Genomic DNA, 24,278 nt, shown 5'->3' with positions numbered 1-24,278 from the left:
CGATCATCATGTTAAAAGAAACAACCTCATTTAGATTCATTTCTGTCATTAACAATGAAATATCACTTGAGCGTGATTTGATCGTATTTTTGAATTCCTATTTTTGAAGATCGGTAAGCTCTGACCGTTCTTACCTTTCTTTAGCCTTTTTTGAAAACTTTATCATTTCCAAGTCTCTGCGCGGTAAAATAGATATTCTCCGCATCTACCTTATGGTTTAAACTTGCTTCGTATGCTGTCTCACCCACAACTAAAAACAAACTATCGGGTGAAACATAAGACTAAATACCAGCTTATCCAAAAAATCAGGTATTTTGTTCAGCTCGCTCATATGTTTCAATAGATACATCCATTTATCCCTATCAGTTTTGATATCAGTATCATGCTTTTTAAAATTCGGTAAAACTAAGACGCAAGTAAAGTATAGTTGACCTAATCCTGAAGAGCGTTGGAGTATAAAAGCATCTACATATGGTTAAGAAAGCGATATACTATATTAAATTGATAAGATTGTGTACCTTTAAACTACGATGTTACATGTAACCTGTGCTATAATTGAACATAATAATAAAGTGTTGATCTGTCAACGTTCTGCTAAAATGAAGCTCCCGATGAAATGGGAGTTTCCTGGTGGCAAGATCGAACTGGATGAATCGCAAGAAGACTGCCTAAAAAGGGAGATCAAAGAAGAACTGGGAATGACAATTTCTCCTGTCAGAACACTGACAGCGGTAGAATATCAGTACCCTGAATTTGCCATATGCCTCTATCCTTTTATTTGCAAATGGGAATCTGGCGCTATACTCGCAACGGAACATAGACAGGCAATATGGGTAGAACCGTCGAAATTAATCAACTACGACTGGGCGGATGCTGACCGGCCGATCGTACGTGAATATTTGAGTTTATGAATTTTGGAATACACGAATCGCTGATAGTACAATCTTTAGCTAAATAAATTGAACAAATTGCCTACTGAGTTATCACATTATGGGATCAAACCGAAAAGAACTTGTACTGATACATCCATCTATATGCCTGAATCAAAAAGGCTGAAAGCTGAGCTTTATATTTTAGCAGATGCTTCTACTCCAAGCGTGCCGGAAACGCTCTTAGATATTGTAAAATATGCTAAAGTCAAAAGAAATTATAGTTTTTGGGGCTGATGGCAAAATTAATCTTCTAGAACTATCAGTTATTGAATAGGAAAATGAATAATGAAGCCCAGATAAACATTGATAATAATAAAATAGATATTAAAAAATAATGGAATTAAATTTTAAAACGGAAAGATTATATATACGACCAATTTCAGAACATGATATTGAAAATGTTCACCATTTACACAGTTTAGCAGAAACCGATGAATTTAACACTTTAGGAATTCCAAAAGATATACATGAAACAAGGAAAATTGTTGAGAGCTGGATTTTAGAAAATAACAAAAGACACACATTTGCGATTGAACTAAAAAATGAGCACGAATTCATTGGGTTGATCGGAATCAATTTAGGAAAAGAAAAATATAAAAATGCTGAAGTATGGTTCAAATTGGATTCCAAATTTTGGAATAAGGGCTATGCAACAGAAAGTTTAAAAAGAATAATCGCTTTTGGTTTTAACGATTTAAATCTTCATAGAATAGAAGCAGGTTGTGCTGTGGCGAATACAGGTTCTATACAGGTATTAGAGAAGGCTGGAATGTTGCGAGAAGCACATACCAGAAAATTATTACCACTAAAATCGGGTTGGTCTGATAACTACGGATACGCTATTTTATCAACGGACTAATTCCTGTTTTTAAATTATGAAAACAACAGCAAGGTAAATAAAATTATTGTTCTGCTACTAAAACCAAATCATGTATGAAAAAACTAATCCTACTTGTATGCTTACTATCAATAACGTCATTCGTTTTTGGACAGAGCGTTAGTGAGACAAAATTCGCAACTGAGAATAATACCGTTACTCAGAAATATACTTACGCATATATCGTAATTAAAGGGAAATTTCTATCTAAAAAACTCAAGGTCGATGTTGATCTTGGTGAAACTGAAGAGCAGATGAAAGCGGGTAAAGAATACTCCGATTTTCTAACGAATAAGAGGTCATATGCAGCTATTCTCAATCACATGGTGGAAAATGGGTTTGAATTAATCGAAACAGTAGACTACAACTATGTGTCTTCTGGCGATGGCGGTACATCAGGCATTGTATTTATTATGAAAAAGAAGAGAGATGATAATCAGAAATGATTATAAAAAAACTAACCACTAGATATGAATAGCCAATTTACATTACCCGACTTTCCGAACTCTAATTTTGAAATGAAATATTCAACTTGGTTTGGTGAGCAAACTTTATACATGGACGATCTACCTTTAGAACGATCTAATGAAAAAGGTAAACCATTTTTAATTCCATCTCACACAGGAGAAATACTAAAGGCATATCCAAAAGCTGGCTTTCCGAATATTGTAAGAGCTTTAGTAATCGATAGTATCCAATATCGTATTGTAGAAAGACTGAAGTGGTATGATTTTGCTATCGCACTGCTCCCCTTTTGCTTAGTCTTTATTTTTAAAGGAAACAGCATAAGCATAGGAATTGCTGTCGCGATCTCGATTTCAAACTTAGAGATCCTTCGAAATAATAACAGCCAAAGGATGAAGTACCTAAAAGTGATCGGTTTAACAGTATTTGCCGCTACAGTTTATTATTTAATGTCGCAGTTGTTTTTAGCGTGGAATAAATAGAAGAGTCTTTTCTCCACTTCCTGTAAAACCAGCACTGCTGTAAACTGCTTTGCTATTGACATGGTCGAGAATTTATCATCGATTTTCAAAGGTGTCTTTTTGCTTAAATCGGCAAATCCATAAGCTTTAGCATACTTTGTTTTTCCATTTTGCTGTATAAAAACAACCCCGTTAAAATCTCTTGGGCTTTTAGCGCCGATTAAGCTGTCAATTTTAGCAGAATAGTCATCTTTTTGCTGTCCGAAAGAATTGCATCCCGAAAAGATGATGGTGAATATAGCTAGGATAAGTTTAAAAATTTGATTCATTTTAGGTTTTGGAAATTATTTAATTTTAATGTCTATATGAGGGTTATGGCCAATAATGTAGTCATGAATGTCTTCAAACTGTGCATGCGCACTTAGAATCCGAGTGGCTATGTCGATTTTATGATCTTAGTTTAATAGAAAAAATAGTCTTTGGGTTGTATCATTAAGATTGGTCAAAGAAAAATGCGTGTTGTTAGTACTTATTATTTGATCCACTTAACAACCGTGTCTATAAATTCTTCTTGTTGGTCAACAAACAAATAATGAGAACAATTATCAATAATTTTGAAATGCTGATCCTGTACGATTTGTTTCATATCACTGAACTGTTTTTCTGAGAATATATGATCCTGCTGTCCGTAAATCGCAAATAACGGAACCTGTTTTTTTAGCTTCTTTAAAATGGATTTTGTATCCATATTATTTTTGTTCTCATTTCGATAGAATAAAATGGGTGCACGATCATTTCTGATGTTATTTCTACCATACTCACTTAGTTCATATGCTTCTCTAATTTCATTTGCTTCTTTTGTTGGAAATTGCATTTTGAAATAATTATTCTTACTTGCAATTTCATAACATTGCTTCCTATACTCAGCAGAATTTTTAGGCAATTTCTCTATTTCTGAAATTTTTAAAAGCATCAAACTGTCTTTTTTTGCTAGATAATATTTTTGGGTAGTTCCTAAAATATGGTCATACGTTTCTTGTTGAGAAAATAAAGCTCCGGCAAGTATAAGCGATGTTACTTTTTCCGGATTTTGCTCTGTAAAAAGCGTTCCTACTAAACCGCCAAAACTGTGTGCAATAAGAGTAGCTTTTTTGATGTGGTACTTTTGGTACAGATTATTTAAATCGGTAATCGCCTCTTGAAACGTAAAAGTTGCAGTTGTATCAATAGAACGCCCTTCTCCACGCCTGTCATAAACAATAACATAAAATCCTCTATCTGCTATTTTACAAGCAGTTGTTCCTTCAAACAGTGTTGAATTTCCTCTTGGACCTCCATGAATGAAAATAAGGGTTGGATTTTTACTTTCGCCGTATGCTTTAGAATAAATGGAGGTCGTCTGTCCATATATAAACTGGGAAATAAACACACAGCATAAGAGCAAAATAATTCGTTTCATGTTAAGGTACTGATCATTTAAATAACGGAAAATAAATAGAATACAATGATACTTGTTTTAAATGGGTTTCCAAATGCTTTACATCACTATTTATCAAAAAGACAAATGCAGTGACATAAGCACAGTCCATCGGTATTCTATTTACGATCGGAATAAATGATCTTTACAGCAGCTTGTCAAAATGAATGGGGAGCTCATAAATCCGCCTACCGGTTGCATGAAAAATGGCGTTCGTAATAGCTGGAGGTATTCCTACTCCTCCGATTTCCCCTACTCCTTTCACCCCAAGATCATTAACAAAATGATCTTCTTCATCGACAAAAAGTACTTCCAGATCTTGAATATCTGCATGCACTGGAATGTGATATTCTGCTAAATTGGCGTTCATGTACCGACCAAACTGATGATCCAAAATCGTTTCTTCGTGAAGAGCTTTACTGATACCCCAAATCATTCCCCCGAGGATCTGGCTTTCTGCAGTTTTAGGATTGATGATCTTACCAGCAGCAACTGCTGTAACAGCCCTTTTAACTTCTATAGTCCCCAGTTCTTCGTCGACTTCAACCTCTACAAAAACGGCACTATGGACTGCTTTTGCTTTTTTTCCATAAGTTAGCGGATTGGGCATAGCAGAATTAGTCGTTTTGATTGCTTCTCCCCCATGCTCCTGAAATATTTCTAGAATACTTATTTTCTGATCCAGATTATTTTTAAGACTGATAAAGCCATCTTTAAAAATAACATCTTGTAATTTACTACTGCTTAAAACAGAACCTTTTATATTTTTCGCAAGTTTAAACAATTTTTTATTTAAGGCATGACAGGCATTCTGTACTGCAGGACCAATAGTGGCTGTGGTAAATGATCCTCCTTGAATGGGTGCAAATGGCATTTTACTGTCTGCATATGAAAAGGTAATATCCTCAATCGACATTCCCAGTGTGTCTGCTGCAATCTGGGTCATAATCGTTAACGTTCCCGTACCGATGTCTGTAACTGCACTTTTTATTTCGACTTTTCCATCAGGTGTCATGATCGCTTGAGCGCGGCCAAAAATTCGATTGGCATCCCATATCCCTGTTGCCATCCCATAACCGACTAGTTTATGCCCTCGCCTCATACTTCGGGGGGCTGGATTTCTTTTATCCCAACCGAATTTTTCGGCACCTTGAAGGTAGCAGCTTCGAAGTTCTTTGCTGGAATATGTTTTATCGCTGCTTTTATCAATCTCTGAATAATTGATAAGCCTGAGTTCTAAAGGATCGATCTGGAGCTTATAAGCAATTTCGTCCATCGTGACTTCTATGGCATGCATTCCGGTACTACCGCCAGGTGCCCTCATGTCCAAAGGACTGTATACATCAAGGGGAACAATTTCATGTTCTAATCGTACATTTTCAGCAGGATAAAGCATGTTAGACCAGTTGACAACAATTTCGACATAATCTTCAAACTGTGAAGTCTCGCCGATTGCTTTATGATAAATAGCATTTAGTTTACCCCTTTGATCCGCCCCAAATTTAAGATGTTGCAATGTTGGCGGTCGATGTCCTATCAGATACATCTGAGCGCGGTCTAGAGTCACCCGTACATGACGCTTTAACGCCAAAGAAGCCATCACCGCCATGAAAAGCTGATGCTGTGGACGTAAGCCAGAACCAAAAGCACCTCCCACAAAAGGTGAGATGACCTGCACATTTTTCATTTTAAGGCCAAACACATTGGCCACATAGAGCTGAGAGTTAATCGTCCCTTGGGTTTTATCGTAGATCTTCAATTTGCCATTTCCTTCATAAATGACGGTCGATGCATACATTTCCAATGGATTGTGGTGCTCAGTTCCGTGGCTAAAATGATTGTCTACCCGAACAAATGAATCCTGATATACTTTCTCAAAATCACCAGTTGGTTTTGGCGGTGGTGGCTTCAGCAGCGAAGCTAAGCCCTTTTTAGGTTTACGTACAAGGTCCAAACTAGCGTTTAAATCAGTTTCAAATTCTTCCTCTTCATAAACGATCTGCATCTTTGTCGCTGCATAGCGGGCCATTTCAAAAGTCTCTGCTATGACCAGAGCGATGGGCTGGCCGTTATATTGAATATCATTGTCCTTTAATGGTTTAAAAACCGTACCTGGAGGTGCATCCATATCAGCATATTGAAAATCAAACCAAGCTGTTGAAGGTCTATTTTCGTGGGTAAACACTTCAACCACTCCGCTCATTTTCTTTGCTTCTGTCGTATCAATTGATTTGATTTTACCTTTTGTGATACTGCTGTTGACAATATAACCGTATAACAAATCAGGGGCATTATATTCTCCTGCATATTTAGCTGTTCCGGTTACCTTATGATATCCTTCCAAACGACTGATCGGTTGTCCGATTGATGGTTCATTACTCATAGACTGTTGATTTGGCATTAATAAAAAATTATAAAGAAGGTTTTGCTCCAGCTCGTTGAGATGTGGGATCCAGTGCCATCATACAGTTTCTGACAATTGCTTTTTTAGCAAGCTCAATTTTAAAACGGTTATGTTCAAATCCTTTTGCTCCCTTTAAAATCATTTGGGCAGTTGCTTCAAAGTTGGCTATTTTGGGTTCTTTTCCCTTCAGAAAATCTTCCGCTTCTTTTACACGCCAAGGTTTGGGCGAGACACCCCCAAGTGCAATTCTAGCCTCTTTAATCAGGCCATTTTCAAGATCCAAACCTGTTGCTACTGAAACCAAGGCAAAAGAATAGGACGCTCGATCTCTGAGTTTGAGATAAGAGTAATATTTTGAAAACCCTTTCTCTGGCAAATCGATAGCCGTTATGAGCTCTCCTCTTTTAAGATTATTGTCGCTTTCGGGAGTATCTCCAGGTAATCTGTGAAAATCTGAAAACGCCACATTTCTCTCTTCTTCCGGTCCAGATATATGAACTACTGCATCCAATACCGAAAGTGCAACGCACATATCAGAGGGGAAAACAGCAATGCAGCTTTCACTATGTCCTAAAATCGCATGGATACGATTATATCCTTGGATCGCAGAACAACCTGAGCCAGGTTCTCTTTTATTGCATGGCGTGTGAATATCATAAAAATAATAACAGCGAGTACGTTGCAGTAAATTCCCTCCATTGGTCGCCATATTTCGAATTTGCGCAGACGCACCTGCCAGAATTGCTTTTGATAATAAGGGATATTTTTCTTCAATAATCGCGTGATAGGCAGTATCAGCATTGGTAACTAACGCACCAATACGAATGCCACCAGTTTCATTTTCAGCAATCTTACTAATTCCTGGAATGGAATTGATATCCACCAAAGTATCTGCCTCAGTTATAAAATATTTCAAAAGATCAATAATATTCGTTCCTCCTGCAATAAGTTTATTATGATCATTTCCACTTGTCAGGGAAATGGCAGTATCCATATCTAAGGCTTTGGTAAAGGAGAAATTATTCATGAGATATGCTTTGTTTTACGGCCATTACAGCATTTATAATTCCTTTATTAGCGCCACAGCGACAGAGATTTCCACTCATGAGATCCTGTACCTCCTCACGGGTGTTAGCTTTATTTTCATTTAACAGTCCAATAGCACTGCAGATCTGACCAGGAGTACAATATCCACATTGAAAAGCATCCTTATCAATAAAAGCTTGTTGTAGAGGATGTAAATTTCCTTCTGCTGCGATACCCTCTATTGTTGTTATTGCTACATCTTCCTGCATCACCGCTAGTGTAAGACAACTCAACTTGCGTTTACCATCAATCAAAACGGTGCATGCGCCGCACTGGCCATGATCACATCCTTTTTTAGTTCCTGTCAGGGAGATATTTTCCCGAAGTGCATCTAAAAGTGAAACCCAAGGTAAAAGTTCCAGCTGATAAGGATGACCATTTACTTGAAGTGTAATGGAATGTTTTTCACTGTTAGCCATAAATCTAAAATTTGGTATCATGTATATATATTACAAATAAAGGCCCCTATAGTTCACGGCTCTTCTCGCATTAAAGAAAAGCAAATGGGAGACGAATGTTTATGATATTGATTTGATTAGAGCTATTGGAAAAAGAACAAGGCTAGAAATAAATCTATCTTGTAAAACTATAATCCCTAATGAGATAATAAAAGTAAGAATTTTACACTTAAAAGAGCATAGAGAAAACGCTCGTAAGACAGAGCAGGAAACACGTTGATCAACGCGGTCAAGAAAGGTTATTTGCTATAAAATTGGTATCTATTAGGTATCAACAACAGGTGAAGTAAAACGTTGTTCGTTTATATTGCGGCACTTAAATTTCTATCGGTGCATGCATACCTCATCAACTCCTAATCTGTTAAAATCCATGAATATGACGAGATTATCCGTCAAAATCACCACAGTCATGTTCTTTAAAAAGAGGTAAAGCTTCTTTAGTAGTAAAATATCTCGCTATTCTTTTATTTTTTAATGCTAGTTTTTGACCACCAATCACCAATTCATAGACAGGAGCTGGATCGATCTTGGTTAAAATATAAGTGTGCTCTGCTGTTTTGAAAATGGTTTTATTTTCTTCAATAGCGGTTGAGAAAGCATCAATTTCAAAAGTATCTTTTTCATCACAGACATTGGTCCATATCATTTTATTCTCCGTCATCGATAAACGCGCTAAGTCGCAGGCATAGCAATTACCAGAGAACTCTATTCCGTATTTTTCATGCACATTCGTACTGATACTATCCAGTAGATCAATAGGTATCAATGCAGAAAGATCATTCGGCAGCTTTATTTTTGTTCTCATACTCTTTTCTGATAGAGATCTAGAAACTGTATCCGCTTGGGCATCTGGGACCACTCCTTTATCTGCGTTCTTTTCTGGAACAGGTGAACAGGAAGTGAGCAAAGCCAGCATCACGGAAAAGTTGATCATTACATTTTTCATATGTATATAATAATTTTTAGTCCTCAATTTATCGTTTTTAAAATTGTGTAAAATATGAGCGACAATAAATCCCTACTTTCAGCCATATTCAGCCACTTGGAATAGTGATATCTTTGTTAAAAGATAAAAAATGAAAACTTTATATCCATTCTTGCTTTCATCCATAGTTGTTACTTTTGTAGGATGCAATCCGCAAAATAAAACCACGGAAACGAAGCAACACCAAGCTGAAGTTACGCAGAAAATCATAACATTTGATCATTTCAAAAAGATAAAAGGTGTAGATAATGTACAAGATGTACCCTTTCAATTATTCACCAAGCTCGATTCTATCCATTTTTTTGTAGCTCCGAGTAAAGATGCAGATCACCTGAAAGTAGCTTGCAAGAACCTGGATAATTACTACGGCTTTGAAGAGTTTGATGACTTCTACGCCATTCATTTTAGCATAAATAACAATATTTCAAATAGCATTGAAGCTTTTGTTCTGAAGTCAGAATTCACAGCCTCATTTGACATGACTTTAAAAGGTGTAAATCTGGATGAGATCAGAAGCAGTTTATTGAAGAAGTCACAAGATTTTAAAAATAAATCATTCCGTAAATTCGGGACAATAACAGAAGTGTCTGAGCAGGAATTTAAAAAAGCTACTAAAAATCGGATCGATGAAGTTTTAGTGAAAAATCCACAAGTTAAACTCAAAGATGGTAACTGGATATATACGGAAAATGCAAAAGAAATCATGATCGTGCAGCATGAGAATGTCACGACAGAAGACGGAATTTTATCAAATGAATATATTGGACAGTCACCTTACCTGAATTTAGAAGTTTTCAAAGAAAACTCGCCAGAAGTATACGATTTGTACTATTCGTTTTATAGTGTCAAACCCGAAGTTAAATTTAAAACCTTTACTGGTGGGTATCCGCAAATTATCCCGAGTAAAAAATGGATTTCTTATGTCAATTCGAACCATGATGTAGGAAGTGATTTTGCTATCAGCAAATACGCGGAGCAAGTTGCTGATCAAGAAAATCTGTTGTATATTAACTTTACCAACTTCAAAATTGCAGATCAGACAAAAGCTTTTTGGACAGAGAACGAGACTTTTTATACCGAAGTTTATCCTACAAATTCAGCTCCTTCAAAGGGAAAAAAACAAAAGGCAGCTTACATAAAAATTCAATTGAAGGCTAATCTACTTGAGTAAAGAGCATTATGGTTTGTTATGGTAAGATAAACCCCTACAACCAGGGGTTTATTCATTTCTGTAAGATATGATAGCATGCAAATACCCGATGTGCTAACCGATTTCAAAGCCCTGTTCTTCGGCAAATGATTTCCATTTCTGGAATTTCTGTTCGTTTTTAAAGGTTGGATCTTCCCCATAGTAATACAACAAACGTTGTGTGGCATATTCGTAAGCACTATATGCGTTAGCTTGTTCAAAATACTTGATAGCTTTCTTTAAATCTGCTTTTACTCCCAAACTATTTTCGTATAAGATACCATAATAGATCCCCGAATAAGAACGATCATAATCATTCTTGAGGTAAATCAACAGATTTTGATAATCTCTTAATTGATAATAGATTTCTGAAATTTTATCGTAGTTGTAGTAGTATTTTTTTTCAGCTTGCTGATAAAAATCCAAAGACTTACCATAATGCTGCTTGACATATACCCCAAAGTAGTACAAGTCACCCAAATTGCTAAGTGCCATTCCATCCCCTAGCTTTGCTGCTTTTTCGTAGGCTTGAATTGCTTTCTTTATATTAACAAGATACCCGATCCCATTTTGGTATAAGAACCCAATATTATTCCATGCTACGGGATGATTTTGTTGTGCTGCTTTTTCGTAATACCTGATACCTCTTTGCGGATCAAACAGGGACTCAATTTCAGGATCGGTGAGCAATAACCCTATTTCTGTCCAACTGTCTACATCATTTTTATGAGCAGATATTTCAAATAGACGAAGTGCCTCTTGATAATTTTGATTCTCTTTTGCTGCGAAAGCCATATTGTTAATGGTTTCAACATCCATCAATTGCTCACCCTTGTTCCCAGCTTGCGCATTCCAACGATTATAAAAGAAAATAAAGTATTCTAAATCTTTTCCCCTAAACGAATAGCGATTCACATAGATGTTACCGTATTCCTTAACTTCCACTTGATGGATGCTTTTATCTTCCTGCACCCGAAACAAGTTTGTTCCTTGATATAGAAATAATAAACCTTCGTCTGTTCTATAATTTAAAGGATTAGAAATATAGTCATACAACTCGACTGAAAGCCCATTTTCGAAATCAAAAAGTTGATAAACATCTTTTTTTTGAATAGCTAAAAAGCCATATTCCAAATAATGAATCTGAGTAATTGCTGCTTGGGGCGCAATCAACCAAATATCATGATCGGCATCAAAAAGTCCCAATCCGGTCTTAGATTCAAGTACAAAAACGTTCTTTTTAGTTCCACTATTAGTTTCTGCTTTAACCTGAGTGATACACTCATTTTCCAGTAAGAACTGATGATTTGAAGTATGATAGATTTTCCAGCTTTTTTCTTTACGGACAGCCAATGCATCAAAATTGTCCAAGCAGATAAGTTGATCTGCATCCGCCAGTATAAGACTGCCCTTTTGATCTATTAATCTACCTTGCTTGTTCAATTTATTCGGTTTGATCCAAAAGCAATTAGATACTCTGACCAGATCCCCTTCTAGATAGTCTCCCAGATAATATCCTTCTTTTGTATAATATCTACGTTTATGAGTTCCGTTTAGTTCGTTAAAAAAAAGATCCGTATCATAGTCATACACGTAAGGTGTTGCGCTCTCAACAGGAAGAATAAGCCCATTTCCATCCTGATAAACTCCAAATCTTCCAGCTGACTCGACACCTATAAATCCATAAGCCACTCTTTCAATAGCATCATAATCAGGAGGAACCAACCAAGTATTAGAATATACTTTTAAAATCCCCCATTTCCCATCCACTTTCACTTCACCTAAAGGTTCAAGTGCAAAATCAAACACATCCAGGGCTTCCTCATAAATTGGAGCAACTAATTCTTTCCCATCACCCTGCAAGTAACCGTACAAACCCTCCTTTTCAACAAGCGCTATCTGATAGTTAACATCTGATTCAAAAATTTCATCATACCGGGCTGGAGCCAAAATAACACCCTTTGCATCGCGTAAGCCAAATTTACCCTCTTCTTCAAAAATGAAGGATGTAGCTTTCTGATAAGCCAATTCCTCAAAATAACCAAGTCCGTAATTGATCCAATCGGTTTGTAAAATATCGAGAAATGAGGCGTAACCACATGCTGAAAACAAACTGTCCAACATAGAAAGGTTTTGAGTCTTTATCGCCTTTTTGTATAATTTACCTTTCTGTTGTATGTCCAGCAACCACTCTTTCGCTTGCACTTTATGCTTTTCTTCGTTCATATTAAAAACATCTGTCGCATTTAAGACAAAAGAATCATAAGGTAAAGCTTCCAAAAATTCGAACATACGGTTGACCGATTCGTAGTAGTTTTTTTTATAATGCAACTGATAAGAGTCTGCAAGCAAGTTAAAAAAGTAACGCAACTGCACAATGCCTTGTTCTTTGTTTGCGATCAGCTCAACACCCTGCACTTTTACATCTTCGGCCAGAAGTGGATAGAGCAATAATGGAATTTCGTAATTCCACTCACCAAGATATGTATCAAAATTTTGATTGGTTTTTTGATCGTAATTGTATAAATATATTCGATGTGCCATGGATTGAATTTACGCCATTATATAGATTATAAAATCCCCAATAACCGTGATTTTGTTGTCTGTTTTAGGAGCTAATAGCCATCAATCACTATAATAAAAACGAATTTTCTGTACATTATACTACAACAACTGGCAGTCCTGGCAATAGAATCGAAATACCTGTTTTAGAAACACTATTTTCTAATTAGCTGTAGTAGATCACCTGTTTTCACCATATCAAATGACATGACTTTTGATGCATATTTTGCACCAAATTACTTTTTATTTTATCGAATTAAACCACAATCTGATCAAGATCAACGATTATTTTTATAGCTTCTACTTTACGAAGGTTTTTTACTCCTATTTATAACATAAAATTCTTCAACAAAAGCCTTTCATCAAAATCATTAATTGCATTCAGGCCAATGTTTATCAACTAAGCTGCCTACGCAGGATAAATTTTTTTATCCCTAGAACAAATCAAGATATTCTTTCTTCAATGATTTATTTTGTATCGCTTCAATGAAAGAAGTAAAACTGTTCGATACAAGTACTGCTTCTTCAAATTCAGGTTCATCACCATAATAGATTTTTCCAAAATTTTCTTCTGAAACATTGATCGCAAAATAGCTATAACCTTTTTTAACAGATAGAATAATTGGTATATGTTTATTCCAGAAATTTTTTACCTCTTGTTGATTTTCAACATCTCCATCAAAGGCGTCTAAGGATTGAATTTCAAATTCATTCCATTTAAAATCATTTTCATCGTTTGTCTCATTAAAATCTGCAATACTGTTAAACCATGTTGTATCCGATTGATTCGTAAGCAGGGAATATGTTTTTAAAAAAGCTAGATAATCATCAGGCAGGTGCGAGTATCGTGTCTGAAATATTTTATTTAAAGTTTCATGATCCGATTTCTTGGTAATAAACTGTAGATGTTGACTCAATAAGTTCATAGTTTTATTTTCAGATATTTAGTTTTTGCAAAGAAATTAAAAGTCTGTTGAGTGATAAGCTTTAGATTATTAAATCAAATTTATTCCGAAATGTTTTTATCCAGCTTAACCAATTATCGGGTCGTTTCATATGTCTTTTAGTTCATTTGATTTTTGGCATCTTGCAACAATTTTTCGGCCTTCAATCTGATCTGTTTTGGCAATAGATTGAAATTCGCATCTTTTACTTCCCGATATTGATCTTCTTCCTGAAACGGAATCCAACAAGTAATTTTTGATTTTGAAAATGTTTTACCACCCCTATTGGTATAAACAATCACTTTCAGTGGCTTAGCATCTAATCCGTCTGATTCTTCAAAATAAGTGAGGTAAAACTCAGGAAAGCCATCCATATTGGCATCATCAACTTCACAGTAGTTTATTAGATATTTTGGTTGTGCCAGTCCTTTTGCAAAGTCTTTAAAAGTTATTTTTGAAATTAATCCGCCATGATCTTCCAGAAAAATACCCGCGTGTAGATCCTTTGGATTATCGTCAAGATAAGCGGGTTGTGCCGCTTTGCTTTCGTTCAAAAACCAAACATAACTTCCGTAGTTGGGAACAAATGATTGAACAATCATCACCGGATTTCCTGGCAATGGATTCCCCAGATCTTCAATAATTTCATCGAATTTTCGATCTGAAGAAAAATATGCTGCTGTTTGTATCTGTGCAAAAGACGATAAACTTAACAGACAAGCAACAACAGGTAATAGAATTCTGAAAACCATAGTTATCGTATTTTTAATGAATGATTTAATTCTCTATGTATTCTGTACCAGAATAAATATGAATATACTACTAAATACTTTGCTCCGAATTAATTTTAACATGCACTAATCCATCCGAATTAATGGATGTATAGGCTATTATTTTCGTGCTTAAAATTTTATTCGTTTTATAAATCAATAGTAGTGAAAATCAAAGATGAATACTATCCCAGTTATCAGCTATATTTTAGACTGATAAATTAATTTTCAATTGCTTTTTGAATAGACACAGGGATTAAGCACTCTCCTATTTCATAAAAATTGATTATTAGATCTTGAGCAGAAGTATAAATTACCTATACTTTCTAATCATATCGATAAATATGACTAAATTAAATGTTTAATTTAGTTTATCTATATGTTAGGCGAATTTCAGTAGGTTATAACCATAGCAAAACTCATCATCACACAGAAAATGAAAGAATTAATTGAACTTTCAGCCAAAGAAATAACCATCAACAGAAACGAATTTCTGAAAGTAAAAGGTAGCATAGATACAAATTTGTATTATATAGCAAGTGGAAGTTTGCGAATTTTTGTTTTAGACGAATACGAAGAACAAACCATTAGATTGGGTTACAAAGAAAATCTAGTTGTTTCGTTAGATTCATTTTTAACAAATAAACCTTCTAACTTATTTATTCAAGCAATTAAAAAAACGGTCGTAAAAGTTATAACCAAACCCCAAATTGAACAATTTCTGGAAACAGAAAAAAACAGAGCTATCTGGACAAAAATTTTAGAAACCTTGATCATTCAGCAAATGGAACGTGAAATTGACCTCCTAACCAATTCCCCAAAAGAACGATACGATAGGGTTTTAAAACGAAGTCCGCAACTTTTTCAGGAAATCCCGAATAGACACATCGCAAATTATTTAAGAATGAGTGCTGAAACATTATCAAGACTAAAAAAATCTTGATTTCAATCAAGATTTATGAAAAATGCTTTTTTGAACTTCGCATAAAAATAAAACTATGCAATCAGAAAAATTAATACAAACACTTCTAGAGCAGACTAGACACATTATAAATCAAGTAGAAAGACTTAAGTCTTATGATACTGATAAGCTAATGTGGAGAGAACATGAATTTTCGTGGAATATGTTAGAATGTTTAGAGCATTTAAATTTGTACGGCAACTTTTACTTAGCGCAAATAGAAAGTAAAATAAAAAATTCGAGTAGTAAAAATGAACTTGAATTTAGAAGCGGGCTTTTAGGAAATTACTTTGCAAAAAGTATGCTGCCCACCGAAAAACTGAACAAAATAAAAACCTTTAAAAGCAAAAATCCATTAAATGCAAATCTAGATAAAACTGTTATTGACAAATTCATAGATCAACAAATCAAATTGTTAGACTTACTCAATCAATCGAGAAATGTAAGCTTAAATAAAGTGAAAATTGAAACGTCAATTTCAAGTTTGATCAAATTAAAATTGGGTGACACTTTTCAGTTTTACCTGAATCATATCATCAGGCATTTAAAACAAATTGACAACATAGAGGCAACAATGAAAATATCTAACTTAAAATAGGCAGGTTAACGTTATACTGTAAGCTTGAAGTAGATAGCAGATCGTTATAAACAAGGCTTGACCCACCAAAAATTGTTTGTAGGAGAATTAAAAAAAACCAGACACAATACTAATATTATTAGTTCAAAGTTTTGATTTACTCATTTATTGTTGTACTTTTAACTAGATCAAACCATTATGAAGAATAACACCAAGATCACCAACGCGAGTATAGAATCCGCCGGTTTGCCAAAAGATGCTAAACATGTTATAGCGGAGTATATCTGGAATGGATTTGATGCGAAAGCCACAACAGTATCAGTAGAGATAGCAAGTAACCAACTCGGATTTATAACGAGTATCAGCATCCGTGATAACGGAGAAGGAATACAACAGGAAACATTGGACTATTCATTCGGTAATTTCCTAGATTCTCTGAAAAAAAACAAGTTAAAACGCAGTTCCTATACACGAGGAAAAAAAGGGAAAGGTCGTTTTTCTTTTTCTCTATTTGCCACCCGGGCAACGTGGAATACTATTGTAAAAGTAGATGATCAACTGATTTCTTACCGCATACGCATAGATCGTGATACTAAAGAACAATACGATATCGGCGACATCAAATCATCTGCTAAGGACAAAGGAACAGGTACAACCGTAACATTGGAAGGCATATTTGGTTTGACAGCTGCAACACTCGACTCTGGAGAGTTCACAGATTTCCTAGCGCAGGAATTTGGATGGTATTTACATCTCAATCGGGACTGGGGTTACCGCATCCTCTTAAATGGAAAGCTGCTCAATTATGATAACTTGATCCAAGAAACGGATAGCACCACGTTTACCCTTTACAGTATTCAAGAAAATTCTTATCGTTTTCAGGTCAATTATATCCGCTGGAAACAACAGATCGGGGACCGATACTATTACTATTTCTTAAACAGCAACAAAACCGAAGTCGCTAAACTACTGAGTAGCTTTAATAATAATGCGATAGACTTTCACCACTCGGTATATATCGAGTCGGCTTTTTTCGATCATTTCGAACAAGATGATATCGCTGTATCTTCAGACAGCAACCTTTTCAGTGAAAAGGAGCAGCAGATCATATACCGTAAGCTATTGGCCGAATTGCGCGATTTCTTGGATCGCAAACAGAAAAAGTATATCCGCGAACAAGCCGTTACGGTAAAATTAGAAGAGCTGGAAAAGAAAAACCTCCTACCCCATTATCATTCTTCAGATATAGATTTGAAACGGAAAAAGGTTTTATTGACCCTCATACAGGAACTATATATTGCCGATCCGCGAGCTTTTGTAGGTATTAAAGCTGATCTGATACGCACATACCTCGGGCTTCTAGACCTGATCCTACAAACAGAGCGTAAACAGGATATACTTCCTCTATTTGAGAATGCAATTGCGCTATCAGATAAGGAAAGAGAGACGATCAGAAAAATACTTGAAAAATAAAACTTCTTCTCAGGTGGATGTTCATTGACCGCCCACCAAAGAAGAAGTGATAGAGTTGCAGATCACTTTACATTTTCGGCTGCAACAAACTTTTCTTTTATAGTTAAAAGGTTGATGGCACTTACCTAGACCAGTTAAAGGGTTGTGTACAAGGGTCGCACTCAAATTTCAACACCTTACCTAAACTTTTCGCTTTTTGACCTTTTTTCACAAAAACATAAGCCAAATCCAAATATTCTTCAACTTCCTTTCCGCTTTCGTCTCTGCCTTTTAATATGACAGAATAATATTTCCCATCACTATCTTTTTTGTAAAACACCTCATTGACAGTAACTTTCATGGGTATCTCATTATCGCAACAGCTACACCACAAAATAACTATAGGTTCTTTTTTAAGATAAGCAACTGCTTTCTCTGCTTGTTTCTGTGATAAAGCTTGGAGTTGGTCTGCTCTTGAAAAGAAAGCAGTAAAGAGCAATACAAAAAGTAAAAGAGTCTTTTTCATATGTGATAATTTTCAGTTTTAAACAATTAGATAACAAATACTATGCCTTTGATGCAATAAATTGTTTCAAATTGAAAAGAGAAATGCTAATATAGCCACGTATTGAAGCATGTTATAAACGTTTTATTACTTTTATCTAAGCTTGGCATCTTCCATATCAAAGAGCTACAGCAGATCCTGATGTTCCATCAGGTAAGCCAAAGCCTCTTTGACTGCTTGTTCACTACTTTTCGGATAGAAACCTAATTCGTTTCTTGCCTTGGAAATATCAAAGTCCTGTTGAAGACCAGAGAACATAGCGATATCTTTGGTGGTAATAATGGGGGCTTCGCCCTTTAATTTTGCCGAAAACTGCATCAATCCAGCAATACTATAGAGCACAAACTTTGGGACAGATGCTGGAATATGGAGTTTAAGTTCGGGATAAAGTTTTTGTGCCAGTTTGGTGGTATCAGTTATGCTCATACACCTTTCATTGGCAAGGATATAACGCTCTCCCGATCTTCCTTTCTCTGCCGCTAGATAGCAACCTTCTGCGACATCTTTGACATCTACCCAATTAAGTGCGATACGGGTGTCTACTGGAATCTGTTTGTTTAAAATCAATCTTAAAATACGATAGGAAACATTCAGAGGTTGAATGGCTTCGCTACCAATCATTGCTCCAGGCATCACCGAAACCAATTCTATACCCAATTCCTTTGCCAGTTGAAAAGCTAATTTTTCGCCATCATTTTTGGAGTTGTAATAGGTATCCCGCCGATCAGGATTGTAGCCGTTGCTTTCTTTTGTTGGTAGATGGCTATAGTCTAATGCTGCTATAGAACTTACATAGACAATTTTTTTGACTCCAGCTTCTGCGGCAGCTTCTATAGTTTGGCGAGTTCCCAGCATATTCACATCGTAAATCTCCTTTTGTGGATCTTTAGCCCATAATTTGAAAGCCGCCCCTACTGCATAGAACGTTTCCACACCTTGCAGCGCACTCTTAAAAGATTCCTTATCGGTGATATCTGCCTGAACGACCTCACAATTCAGATCCTTGAAATACGCTTTATTTTTCATATTACGGACAGATGCCCGTACTACAAAACCTTTTTTTATTAATAATCGTACTAAGTTATTGCCCAAATGCCCGTTGGCTCCGGATACCAATACCAATTTTTTAGTTGTCATGTTCGTTGATTTTAAATGATAGGTCAAAGTTCAACCTTATACATGTCAAACCACTTCACAAATGTTACCTAATGATCTGTTTACGGATACGGCTCAAACTTTTAGGATTCATCCCCAGAAAAGAAGCGATATATTGCATCGGAACGTTTTGCAGCAACTCCGGCTGTACATCCATCAGTCTCAAATACCTTTGTTCAGCGGTGAATGTAGCCAACCCTTTGGAACGCTTTTCATTATAAGAAAGGGATTGCTGAAACACATAGATGCTGAAATCTTTAAACGATGGTATTTGCTTTATTAATAGATCAAGATCTACTTTGGTTATACGCAAAAGTTCACATTCAGTAATACATTCAAGATTTTCTTCAGAACAAGAGCCATTGTTAAAATGGGTATAGGAGGTAATAAATCCTGGGGGACAGTTGATATGTGTCGTCACTTCATCACCCCTATCATTATAGTGGAACAAACGCAAAAAACCTGACACCACATAATAGAGATAAGCAGGAACCTTCCCTTCTTCTTCTATGATGCTGTTTTTAGGATAAAACACCGGTTCCATAAAACGTCTGCACAGCTCTTGGTGCTGAGCAGAAAGCGGAACATGTTGTGTAATCAGTTCGATAAGTTGTGCGTGCATATTTTCATTTCTAATAGTTTATTGTTATATCTGCAAGGATATTAGTTTTTCCACGGATTACCCTTTATTCCGAACAATAATAAATTCTGCGCTCGAACCATCAATCCATCTTTTACTTGATGCGAATGGGTATTGTATAATTAACATTTACTTCCATTCCTTGTAACTTAGCTGGAATCCAATTCCCCATTTTTTGTATCGCATTGACAATCTGCTCTCTTAATTTTAGAGCAACTTTTTCAGTCGTCCGAAAATTTTTCGTTCGCCCATCCCGATCAATCGTAAAGGTAACCGAAATAGATTCACTTGATATACCCTTTATGAGATCGTGAGAAATGATCAGATTTTTATAGAGCCCCTTCATGAATACCTGCATACCCCTAGGATATGTCGCTATACTTTGCATATCTTCTTGAAAGTATAGCACAATATCTCCATTTTTTTTAAACCTCTTTCCTTGAAACAATATATCATCATGGTACAATTCTTCATAAAAAGTACCCATATTCCATCCTGACCATTTACCTTCTCTCTTATTATTCTTCAATTCACCTTCTATATAAGAATCTCCTGGACCCGAAATTCTTAAAAATCCATTTCCTCTCTTTACCAGATAATTACCAACAGAGTCGAGATACAATAAATAAAAAGGATGGGTATCTGTCGTTCCAGAAAACATTTTTTTGCCAATTTCCTGATGGACAACGATCATTTTTAATTTACCATTTGGATAATAATAGTAAGAGGAATCAATCGGTTCCGAGTATTCATCAAAATGTTGCAAACTTTCTAAGTTCCCATTAGGAAAATAAGATACAAATTCGCCCGTATATTTCATACCAAATTCAAATGGATGATTAAATTTATAGCTATAGCCATTTGATTTTAAAGAATCTGTTTCGCTATAATAATGAACAATATTATATAAATCTAATGAATCACTTCCGTATGGAATTATCTGTTGATAGGAATACGATCCGATCTTAGAATCTATAATTTCTCCATTACTATTATAGTAAGTATAAGAGGTATCCAGATCATGTTCATGTAAGCCGAGATTTTCACCTTTTTTGGCATAGCAGAAATTTGAATAAGATGCGATTGAAATAAAAATTAAAAACAATACGGTAATATATTTCATAACTATTGGCTGTGGCTTCAAAAATAGCTATTATAGATCATAAATTTATCATATTAATATTACAGAAAAAGAAAAAAATTATTCTGCCGACATGGACACTCCGTTTTTTAGGATGTTTTACAAGGGGTGAAATACGGAGCTGATGACTACTCATTCACACACAATTTTTAAAGCAGCTATTTTAATATTTTACCACGTATTCAAATAGTATCTCTAGAATGAGAGATCGTCAGATAAAGAATAATAATACGTTCACTTAAATTGCATAAAATTAAATTTTTCCCTAAATTCAATTTATGGGAATAATACAACAATACGTACGCATAGATCAGGATACTTTAGATCGTTATGTTGAAAATAGCCAACTTCTTCAAGACGATCTTTTCTCTACACCGCATTCTGAAAAGAACTATCTTCTAGATATAGGGAAAAGTTGGGATGGTTTGTTTTATGTGATAACAGGTGAACCTCTAACCAATCACAAAGCAGTTACCCCACCTTTAAAGTGGCTGATATACGGACCAAATATCTTGGACTTGGAGCAGGATATGGGATATGGTCCAGCAACATATCTCACTCCTACGCAAACTCAAGAATTATTTGAAGCGGTCAAAGTAATCGCCGAACAGTCATTATCAGATAGGTTTGACGCAAACAAAATGAACGAAGAAGGTGTCTACCCTGATTTTTGGGAAGATCCTGAAGCATTAAATTATTTGATAGAGGAATTCAAAAAATTGAAAGCATTTTTACAAGTAGCAACGCAAGAAAATCAAGCAATCATCTCCTTTCTTTGTTAATCCATTAACATTATGGGCAGCGCTAGACTTCTATGAAAGTTGTTCCTTATTTAAGTCGATCATAGTTCAACATGATATAAAGAAAACTAGGAGTTAATTGACTCCTAGTTTTCTTTATAGGCGTTTAACAAATTGCATCTTGCTCATTATCTAAACTCACTGCTGAATACTTTCGATTTGAAAATTTATAAAGAGACTACGTCTTCAGAAAACACAACACCTTCATAGCAGGCATTATAAATTGCTTTTAAATCTTCAAGTGAAGGTACTCGGGGATTGAAACCTGTACATGGATCTATAAGCGCATTATTTGCAATAAAGTCCAGATTTTTATCCCAGACCTCTTGGGTTATTCCAAAATCTTTGATCGAAGATTTGTTATTTACTTCTGAACGTAAAACTTCAATAGCCTGTGCCAGATCTTCGGCTGTTTCCTGACCGATTACCTTTGCTAATTCGGGATAACGTGCTGTTTCCTGTGCATTGTAACGAATCACATTCGGCAGAAAAATCGCGTTTGACGCTCCATGTGGAATACCATATAATGCCCCAACTTGATGAGATAAAGAGTGGACAATTCCTAACCAAGCATTATTAAAAGCCAGACCTGCCATAAATGAAGCATCGTGCATATTTTGACGAGCTTTAATGTTGTCAGGATGGGCGACCACTTCTTTTAGATTATCGAAAACCAATGCTAAACCACCTTTTGATAATGCATCAGCATAATTGTTTTCGATATTGGATACATATGCTTCCACACAATGTGTCAATACATCAAGACCAGTATTGGATGTCACGTGGGCAGGCATAGAGGCACAAATTTCTCCATCAACAATGGCAATATCAGGCGTAAGTTCATATGAAACCACCGGATATTTAACTCCCTTTTCACGATCAGTAATTACAGCCAGCCCAGTTGTTTCAGTTCCAGTGCCACTTGTAGAAGGAATCGCTATAAATTTGGCTTTTTGACGTAATACAGGAACAGTAAAAGGTTTGATTATAGTATCAAAATCTATATCTGGATATTCATAGAAAACCCACATGATCTTTGCAGCATCGATAGCCGAACATCCCCCTAATCCGATAATCCAATCTGGTTCAAACGCTTTAATCTGTTCTGCTCCTTTTAGACAAGTTGTAGAAGAGGGATCTTCTTCTACTCCTTCAAATACACGAACTTCTATTCCTGCTTCGATAAGAAATGAAATTGCTCTATCCAAGGTTCCACTTTTTTTCATAGAACCTCCTCCAGTTACAATTAAAGCCTTCTTACCTTGGATATTTTTCAATTCTTCAAGACTTCCAGCGCCATGGAACACCTCTCCTGCAATAAATAATTTACTCATTTTTCTATTTTTTGTACTCAACAAAAGTACAGGAGAAGGAGGCATTACTGTTATACAAATGGGACTATCCGTTATACATTTGAGACAGTTCCTGCTGGAGTTGAGTAGGTGTTTCTTTCAATTTGGAGCGCACAAATTTGTTTAATGCTGAAGGCGAATTGAAACCCAGATCAAAAGCAATCTCTTTATGTGATAAATCAGAAAACGTCAATTGCCGTTTAATTTCCATTAAAATACGATGATGGATGGTTTCTATTGCTGTTTTTCCACAATGGCGTTTGGTGATTGAATTTAGCTTTTTACTGCTGACCATCAATTGTTCTGCATAATACTGAACGGTCCGATGCTGCTTGTAATGTATATTCAAAAGCTTTTTATACTTGATATAAATAGGCTTATCGACCGTTTCTTGATATAATACAGGATGAAGGCCATGTACAGACTCGATCAATCCAAGTAGCAGAATTTTGATGTAAAATCTAGCTTGTTCTTTTTTAACTAGACTTGGATACTGATAAATATCTTGAATGGTATTGATCATCCCGATACTATGCTGAAAATCGATTGCAGACAGAACAATACAGTTCAACTGAGTCGAAAGGTGAACATTATAAGTGCTCAATTCATTTTTCAGAATATCAGAGCAAAATAATATTTCTTCAAAAAGAATGATTTTACCCTTTAAATCAACACTTATAGTGGAAACCAAGCTAACCTGTTCGGGAAAAATAACCGCGATTTTCCCCGCTTTAAGGTTATGTATTTTATCTTCTATACTCACTTGCATAGTCCCTTCTTCAATCACGAATAGGCAAAAATGATCTTTTTTATGAGGAACTGTATATACGTTCAAATTTTCGGAAGTCAAATCAAAAACTCTAAATGACAAATCTTGATCTTCCTTTTTTTGTTGATTATCTTTTATTTTTAATGTCTTCAAAATCCCCTCCTATATGGCACATAAATTGGGAGGTAAATCTAAAAAAACAAATAACACTTAAACGTAAAAATTATTAAAAACAGTTCAAATCACTTATAAAGCT

At 35.5% G+C, this 24,278-nt stretch carries 25 protein-coding genes; 10 read left to right on the top strand and 15 right to left on the bottom strand.

Annotated features, from left to right (window positions below; translation table 11 throughout):
- Positions 1 to 530: 530 nt before the first annotated feature.
- From C8N37_RS04055 to C8N37_RS04040, 5 genes are all read left to right on the top strand, one after another.
- Entirely contained in the window at positions 531 to 911 is a 381-nt protein-coding gene (locus C8N37_RS04055; protein WP_108157661.1) for a (deoxy)nucleoside triphosphate pyrophosphohydrolase, read from the top strand.
- Between the two features lie 123 nt (positions 912 to 1,034).
- Entirely contained in the window at positions 1,035 to 1,166 is a 132-nt protein-coding gene (locus tag C8N37_RS23145) for a hypothetical protein (RefSeq protein ID WP_262508775.1), read from the top strand.
- Between the two features lie 100 nt (positions 1,167 to 1,266).
- Positions 1,267 to 1,791, top strand: coding sequence for a GNAT family N-acetyltransferase (locus C8N37_RS04050; RefSeq protein ID WP_108157660.1), 525 nt, complete (start codon positions 1,267 to 1,269; stop codon positions 1,789 to 1,791).
- A gap of 74 nt (positions 1,792 to 1,865) precedes the next feature.
- The gene (locus tag C8N37_RS04045) at positions 1,866 to 2,255 is read left to right on the top strand and encodes a hypothetical protein (protein ID WP_108157659.1); all 390 of its coding nucleotides are present in this window, start codon (positions 1,866 to 1,868) and stop codon (positions 2,253 to 2,255) included.
- Between the two features lie 24 nt (positions 2,256 to 2,279).
- On the top strand, positions 2,280 to 2,756 hold the full coding sequence (locus C8N37_RS04040) for a hypothetical protein (protein WP_146170988.1): 477 nt from the start codon (positions 2,280 to 2,282) through the stop codon (positions 2,754 to 2,756).
- Here C8N37_RS04040 and C8N37_RS04035 read toward each other — a convergent pair.
- The 6 genes from C8N37_RS04035 to C8N37_RS04010 form a co-directional block, all read right to left on the bottom strand.
- On the bottom strand, positions 2,717 to 3,064 hold the full coding sequence (locus tag C8N37_RS04035) for a serine hydrolase (RefSeq protein WP_108157657.1): 348 nt from the start codon (positions 3,062 to 3,064) through the stop codon (positions 2,717 to 2,719). The two genes, C8N37_RS04040 and C8N37_RS04035, sit on opposite strands and share 40 nt — an antisense overlap.
- 203 nt (positions 3,065 to 3,267) lie before the next feature.
- Positions 3,268 to 4,194 (bottom strand): alpha/beta fold hydrolase, encoded by a 927-nt coding sequence (locus C8N37_RS04030; protein WP_108157656.1) that lies wholly within the window; start codon positions 4,192 to 4,194, stop codon positions 3,268 to 3,270.
- A 163-nt stretch (positions 4,195 to 4,357) separates the two neighbouring features.
- Positions 4,358 to 6,613: a xanthine dehydrogenase family protein molybdopterin-binding subunit gene (locus C8N37_RS04025; protein WP_244914333.1), complete on the bottom strand. Its 2,256-nt coding sequence runs from the start codon at positions 6,611 to 6,613 to the stop codon at positions 4,358 to 4,360.
- A 10-nt stretch (positions 6,614 to 6,623) separates the two neighbouring features.
- Entirely contained in the window at positions 6,624 to 7,643 is a 1,020-nt protein-coding gene (locus C8N37_RS04020) for an FAD binding domain-containing protein (RefSeq protein WP_108157655.1), read from the bottom strand.
- The gene (locus tag C8N37_RS04015; protein WP_108157654.1) at positions 7,636 to 8,121 is read right to left on the bottom strand and encodes a (2Fe-2S)-binding protein; all 486 of its coding nucleotides are present in this window, start codon (positions 8,119 to 8,121) and stop codon (positions 7,636 to 7,638) included. The genes C8N37_RS04020 and C8N37_RS04015 overlap by 8 nt, the downstream gene beginning before the upstream one ends.
- Before the next feature lie 424 nt (positions 8,122 to 8,545).
- The gene (locus C8N37_RS04010; protein ID WP_108157653.1) at positions 8,546 to 9,106 is read right to left on the bottom strand and encodes a hypothetical protein; all 561 of its coding nucleotides are present in this window, start codon (positions 9,104 to 9,106) and stop codon (positions 8,546 to 8,548) included.
- Between the two features lie 130 nt (positions 9,107 to 9,236).
- Between C8N37_RS04010 and C8N37_RS04005 the strand changes: the two genes are divergently transcribed.
- Entirely contained in the window at positions 9,237 to 10,316 is a 1,080-nt protein-coding gene (locus C8N37_RS04005) for a resolvase (RefSeq protein WP_108157652.1), read from the top strand.
- A 93-nt stretch (positions 10,317 to 10,409) separates the two neighbouring features.
- Here C8N37_RS04005 and C8N37_RS04000 read toward each other — a convergent pair whose 3' ends face one another.
- The 3 genes from C8N37_RS04000 to C8N37_RS03990 form a co-directional block, all read right to left on the bottom strand.
- Positions 10,410 to 12,878, bottom strand: a complete 2,469-nt coding sequence (locus C8N37_RS04000) for a tetratricopeptide repeat protein (protein WP_108157651.1) — start codon at positions 12,876 to 12,878, stop codon at positions 10,410 to 10,412.
- A 452-nt stretch (positions 12,879 to 13,330) separates the two neighbouring features.
- Entirely contained in the window at positions 13,331 to 13,822 is a 492-nt protein-coding gene (locus C8N37_RS03995) for an SMI1/KNR4 family protein (protein ID WP_108157650.1), read from the bottom strand.
- Between the two features lie 137 nt (positions 13,823 to 13,959).
- Entirely contained in the window at positions 13,960 to 14,592 is a 633-nt protein-coding gene (locus C8N37_RS03990) for a hypothetical protein (RefSeq protein WP_108157649.1), read from the bottom strand.
- Positions 14,593 to 15,046: 454 nt separating this feature from the next.
- Here C8N37_RS03990 and C8N37_RS03985 point away from each other — a divergent pair, with 454 nt between their 5' ends.
- The 3 genes from C8N37_RS03985 to C8N37_RS03975 all read left to right on the top strand — a co-directional run bounded on the left by C8N37_RS03985 (position 15,047) and on the right by C8N37_RS03975 (position 17,621).
- Positions 15,047 to 15,553 carry a Crp/Fnr family transcriptional regulator gene (locus C8N37_RS03985; RefSeq protein ID WP_108157648.1) on the top strand — a complete coding sequence of 169 codons (507 nt, stop codon included), beginning with the start codon at positions 15,047 to 15,049 and terminating at the stop codon, positions 15,551 to 15,553.
- Between the two features lie 55 nt (positions 15,554 to 15,608).
- The gene (locus C8N37_RS03980; protein ID WP_108157647.1) at positions 15,609 to 16,169 is read left to right on the top strand and encodes a DinB family protein; all 561 of its coding nucleotides are present in this window, start codon (positions 15,609 to 15,611) and stop codon (positions 16,167 to 16,169) included.
- Positions 16,170 to 16,346: 177 nt separating this feature from the next.
- The gene (locus tag C8N37_RS03975; protein ID WP_108157646.1) at positions 16,347 to 17,621 is read left to right on the top strand and encodes an ATP-binding protein; all 1,275 of its coding nucleotides are present in this window, start codon (positions 16,347 to 16,349) and stop codon (positions 17,619 to 17,621) included.
- A 121-nt stretch (positions 17,622 to 17,742) separates the two neighbouring features.
- Here C8N37_RS03975 and C8N37_RS03970 read toward each other — a convergent pair whose 3' ends face one another.
- From C8N37_RS03970 to C8N37_RS03955, 4 genes are all read right to left on the bottom strand, one after another.
- On the bottom strand, positions 17,743 to 18,126 hold the full coding sequence (locus tag C8N37_RS03970; RefSeq protein ID WP_108157645.1) for a hypothetical protein: 384 nt from the start codon (positions 18,124 to 18,126) through the stop codon (positions 17,743 to 17,745).
- Positions 18,127 to 18,291: 165 nt separating this feature from the next.
- Positions 18,292 to 19,302 carry an NAD-dependent epimerase/dehydratase family protein gene (locus tag C8N37_RS03965; RefSeq protein WP_108157644.1) on the bottom strand — a complete coding sequence of 337 codons (1,011 nt, stop codon included), beginning with the start codon at positions 19,300 to 19,302 and terminating at the stop codon, positions 18,292 to 18,294.
- Positions 19,303 to 19,366: 64 nt separating this feature from the next.
- Positions 19,367 to 19,942 (bottom strand): Crp/Fnr family transcriptional regulator, encoded by a 576-nt coding sequence (locus C8N37_RS03960; protein WP_108157643.1) that lies wholly within the window; start codon positions 19,940 to 19,942, stop codon positions 19,367 to 19,369.
- A 112-nt stretch (positions 19,943 to 20,054) separates the two neighbouring features.
- Positions 20,055 to 21,083, bottom strand: coding sequence for an energy transducer TonB (locus C8N37_RS03955; RefSeq protein WP_108157642.1), 1,029 nt, complete (start codon positions 21,081 to 21,083; stop codon positions 20,055 to 20,057).
- A gap of 296 nt (positions 21,084 to 21,379) precedes the next feature.
- Here C8N37_RS03955 and C8N37_RS03950 point away from each other — a divergent pair, with 296 nt between their 5' ends.
- Positions 21,380 to 21,883 carry a YfbM family protein gene (locus C8N37_RS03950; protein ID WP_108157641.1) on the top strand — a complete coding sequence of 168 codons (504 nt, stop codon included), beginning with the start codon at positions 21,380 to 21,382 and terminating at the stop codon, positions 21,881 to 21,883.
- Positions 21,884 to 22,068: 185 nt separating this feature from the next.
- On the opposite strand, the gene C8N37_RS03945 is transcribed toward C8N37_RS03950, so the two are convergent.
- Both C8N37_RS03945 and C8N37_RS03940 read right to left on the bottom strand, forming a co-directional pair.
- On the bottom strand, positions 22,069 to 23,235 hold the full coding sequence (locus tag C8N37_RS03945; protein ID WP_108157788.1) for an iron-containing alcohol dehydrogenase: 1,167 nt from the start codon (positions 23,233 to 23,235) through the stop codon (positions 22,069 to 22,071).
- Positions 23,236 to 23,299: 64 nt separating this feature from the next.
- Positions 23,300 to 24,175: an AraC family transcriptional regulator gene (locus C8N37_RS03940; protein ID WP_211322189.1), complete on the bottom strand. Its 876-nt coding sequence runs from the start codon at positions 24,173 to 24,175 to the stop codon at positions 23,300 to 23,302.
- Between the last annotated feature and the right edge of the window lie 103 nt (positions 24,176 to 24,278).

It is taken from the genome of Sphingobacterium faecium, from assembly GCF_003054045.1.
GTDB lineage: Bacteria > Bacteroidota > Bacteroidia > Sphingobacteriales > Sphingobacteriaceae > Sphingobacterium > Sphingobacterium faecium.
Note: the sequence above shows the minus strand (reverse complement) of the source record. Positions and strands in the feature narration are given on the sequence as shown.

What these genes read in the sequence shown, in the direction of transcription:
- C8N37_RS04025 (WP_244914333.1), bottom strand. Translation starts at nt 6,613, where the DNA reads ATGCCAAATCAACAGTCTATGAGTAATGAACCATCAATCGGACAACCG.
- C8N37_RS04010 (WP_108157653.1), bottom strand. Translation starts at nt 9,106, where the DNA reads ATGAAAAATGTAATGATCAACTTTTCCGTGATGCTGGCTTTGCTCACT.
- C8N37_RS03955 (WP_108157642.1), bottom strand. Translation starts at nt 21,083, where the DNA reads ATGAAATATATTACCGTATTGTTTTTAATTTTTATTTCAATCGCATCT.
- C8N37_RS03950 (WP_108157641.1), top strand. Translation starts at nt 21,380, where the DNA reads ATGGGAATAATACAACAATACGTACGCATAGATCAGGATACTTTAGAT.
- C8N37_RS04050 (WP_108157660.1), top strand. Translation starts at nt 1,267, where the DNA reads ATGGAATTAAATTTTAAAACGGAAAGATTATATATACGACCAATTTCA.
- C8N37_RS04035 (WP_108157657.1), bottom strand. Translation starts at nt 3,064, where the DNA reads ATGAATCAAATTTTTAAACTTATCCTAGCTATATTCACCATCATCTTT.
- C8N37_RS03970 (WP_108157645.1), bottom strand. Translation starts at nt 18,126, where the DNA reads ATGAAAAAGACTCTTTTACTTTTTGTATTGCTCTTTACTGCTTTCTTT.
- C8N37_RS03960 (WP_108157643.1), bottom strand. Translation starts at nt 19,942, where the DNA reads ATGCACGCACAACTTATCGAACTGATTACACAACATGTTCCGCTTTCT.
- C8N37_RS03945 (WP_108157788.1), bottom strand. Translation starts at nt 23,235, where the DNA reads ATGAGTAAATTATTTATTGCAGGAGAGGTGTTCCATGGCGCTGGAAGT.
- C8N37_RS03995 (WP_108157650.1), bottom strand. Translation starts at nt 13,822, where the DNA reads ATGAACTTATTGAGTCAACATCTACAGTTTATTACCAAGAAATCGGAT.
- C8N37_RS03990 (WP_108157649.1), bottom strand. Translation starts at nt 14,592, where the DNA reads ATGGTTTTCAGAATTCTATTACCTGTTGTTGCTTGTCTGTTAAGTTTA.
- C8N37_RS04015 (WP_108157654.1), bottom strand. Translation starts at nt 8,121, where the DNA reads ATGGCTAACAGTGAAAAACATTCCATTACACTTCAAGTAAATGGTCAT.
- C8N37_RS04040 (WP_146170988.1), top strand. Translation starts at nt 2,280, where the DNA reads ATGAATAGCCAATTTACATTACCCGACTTTCCGAACTCTAATTTTGAA.
- C8N37_RS04055 (WP_108157661.1), top strand. Translation starts at nt 531, where the DNA reads ATGTTACATGTAACCTGTGCTATAATTGAACATAATAATAAAGTGTTG.
- C8N37_RS03975 (WP_108157646.1), top strand. Translation starts at nt 16,347, where the DNA reads ATGAAGAATAACACCAAGATCACCAACGCGAGTATAGAATCCGCCGGT.
- C8N37_RS04005 (WP_108157652.1), top strand. Translation starts at nt 9,237, where the DNA reads ATGAAAACTTTATATCCATTCTTGCTTTCATCCATAGTTGTTACTTTT.
- C8N37_RS23145 (WP_262508775.1), top strand. Translation starts at nt 1,035, where the DNA reads ATGCCTGAATCAAAAAGGCTGAAAGCTGAGCTTTATATTTTAGCAGAT.
- C8N37_RS03985 (WP_108157648.1), top strand. Translation starts at nt 15,047, where the DNA reads ATGAAAGAATTAATTGAACTTTCAGCCAAAGAAATAACCATCAACAGA.
- C8N37_RS04020 (WP_108157655.1), bottom strand. Translation starts at nt 7,643, where the DNA reads ATGAATAATTTCTCCTTTACCAAAGCCTTAGATATGGATACTGCCATT.
- C8N37_RS03980 (WP_108157647.1), top strand. Translation starts at nt 15,609, where the DNA reads ATGCAATCAGAAAAATTAATACAAACACTTCTAGAGCAGACTAGACAC.
- C8N37_RS04045 (WP_108157659.1), top strand. Translation starts at nt 1,866, where the DNA reads ATGAAAAAACTAATCCTACTTGTATGCTTACTATCAATAACGTCATTC.
- C8N37_RS04000 (WP_108157651.1), bottom strand. Translation starts at nt 12,878, where the DNA reads ATGGCACATCGAATATATTTATACAATTACGATCAAAAAACCAATCAA.
- C8N37_RS03965 (WP_108157644.1), bottom strand. Translation starts at nt 19,302, where the DNA reads ATGACAACTAAAAAATTGGTATTGGTATCCGGAGCCAACGGGCATTTG.
- C8N37_RS04030 (WP_108157656.1), bottom strand. Translation starts at nt 4,194, where the DNA reads ATGAAACGAATTATTTTGCTCTTATGCTGTGTGTTTATTTCCCAGTTT.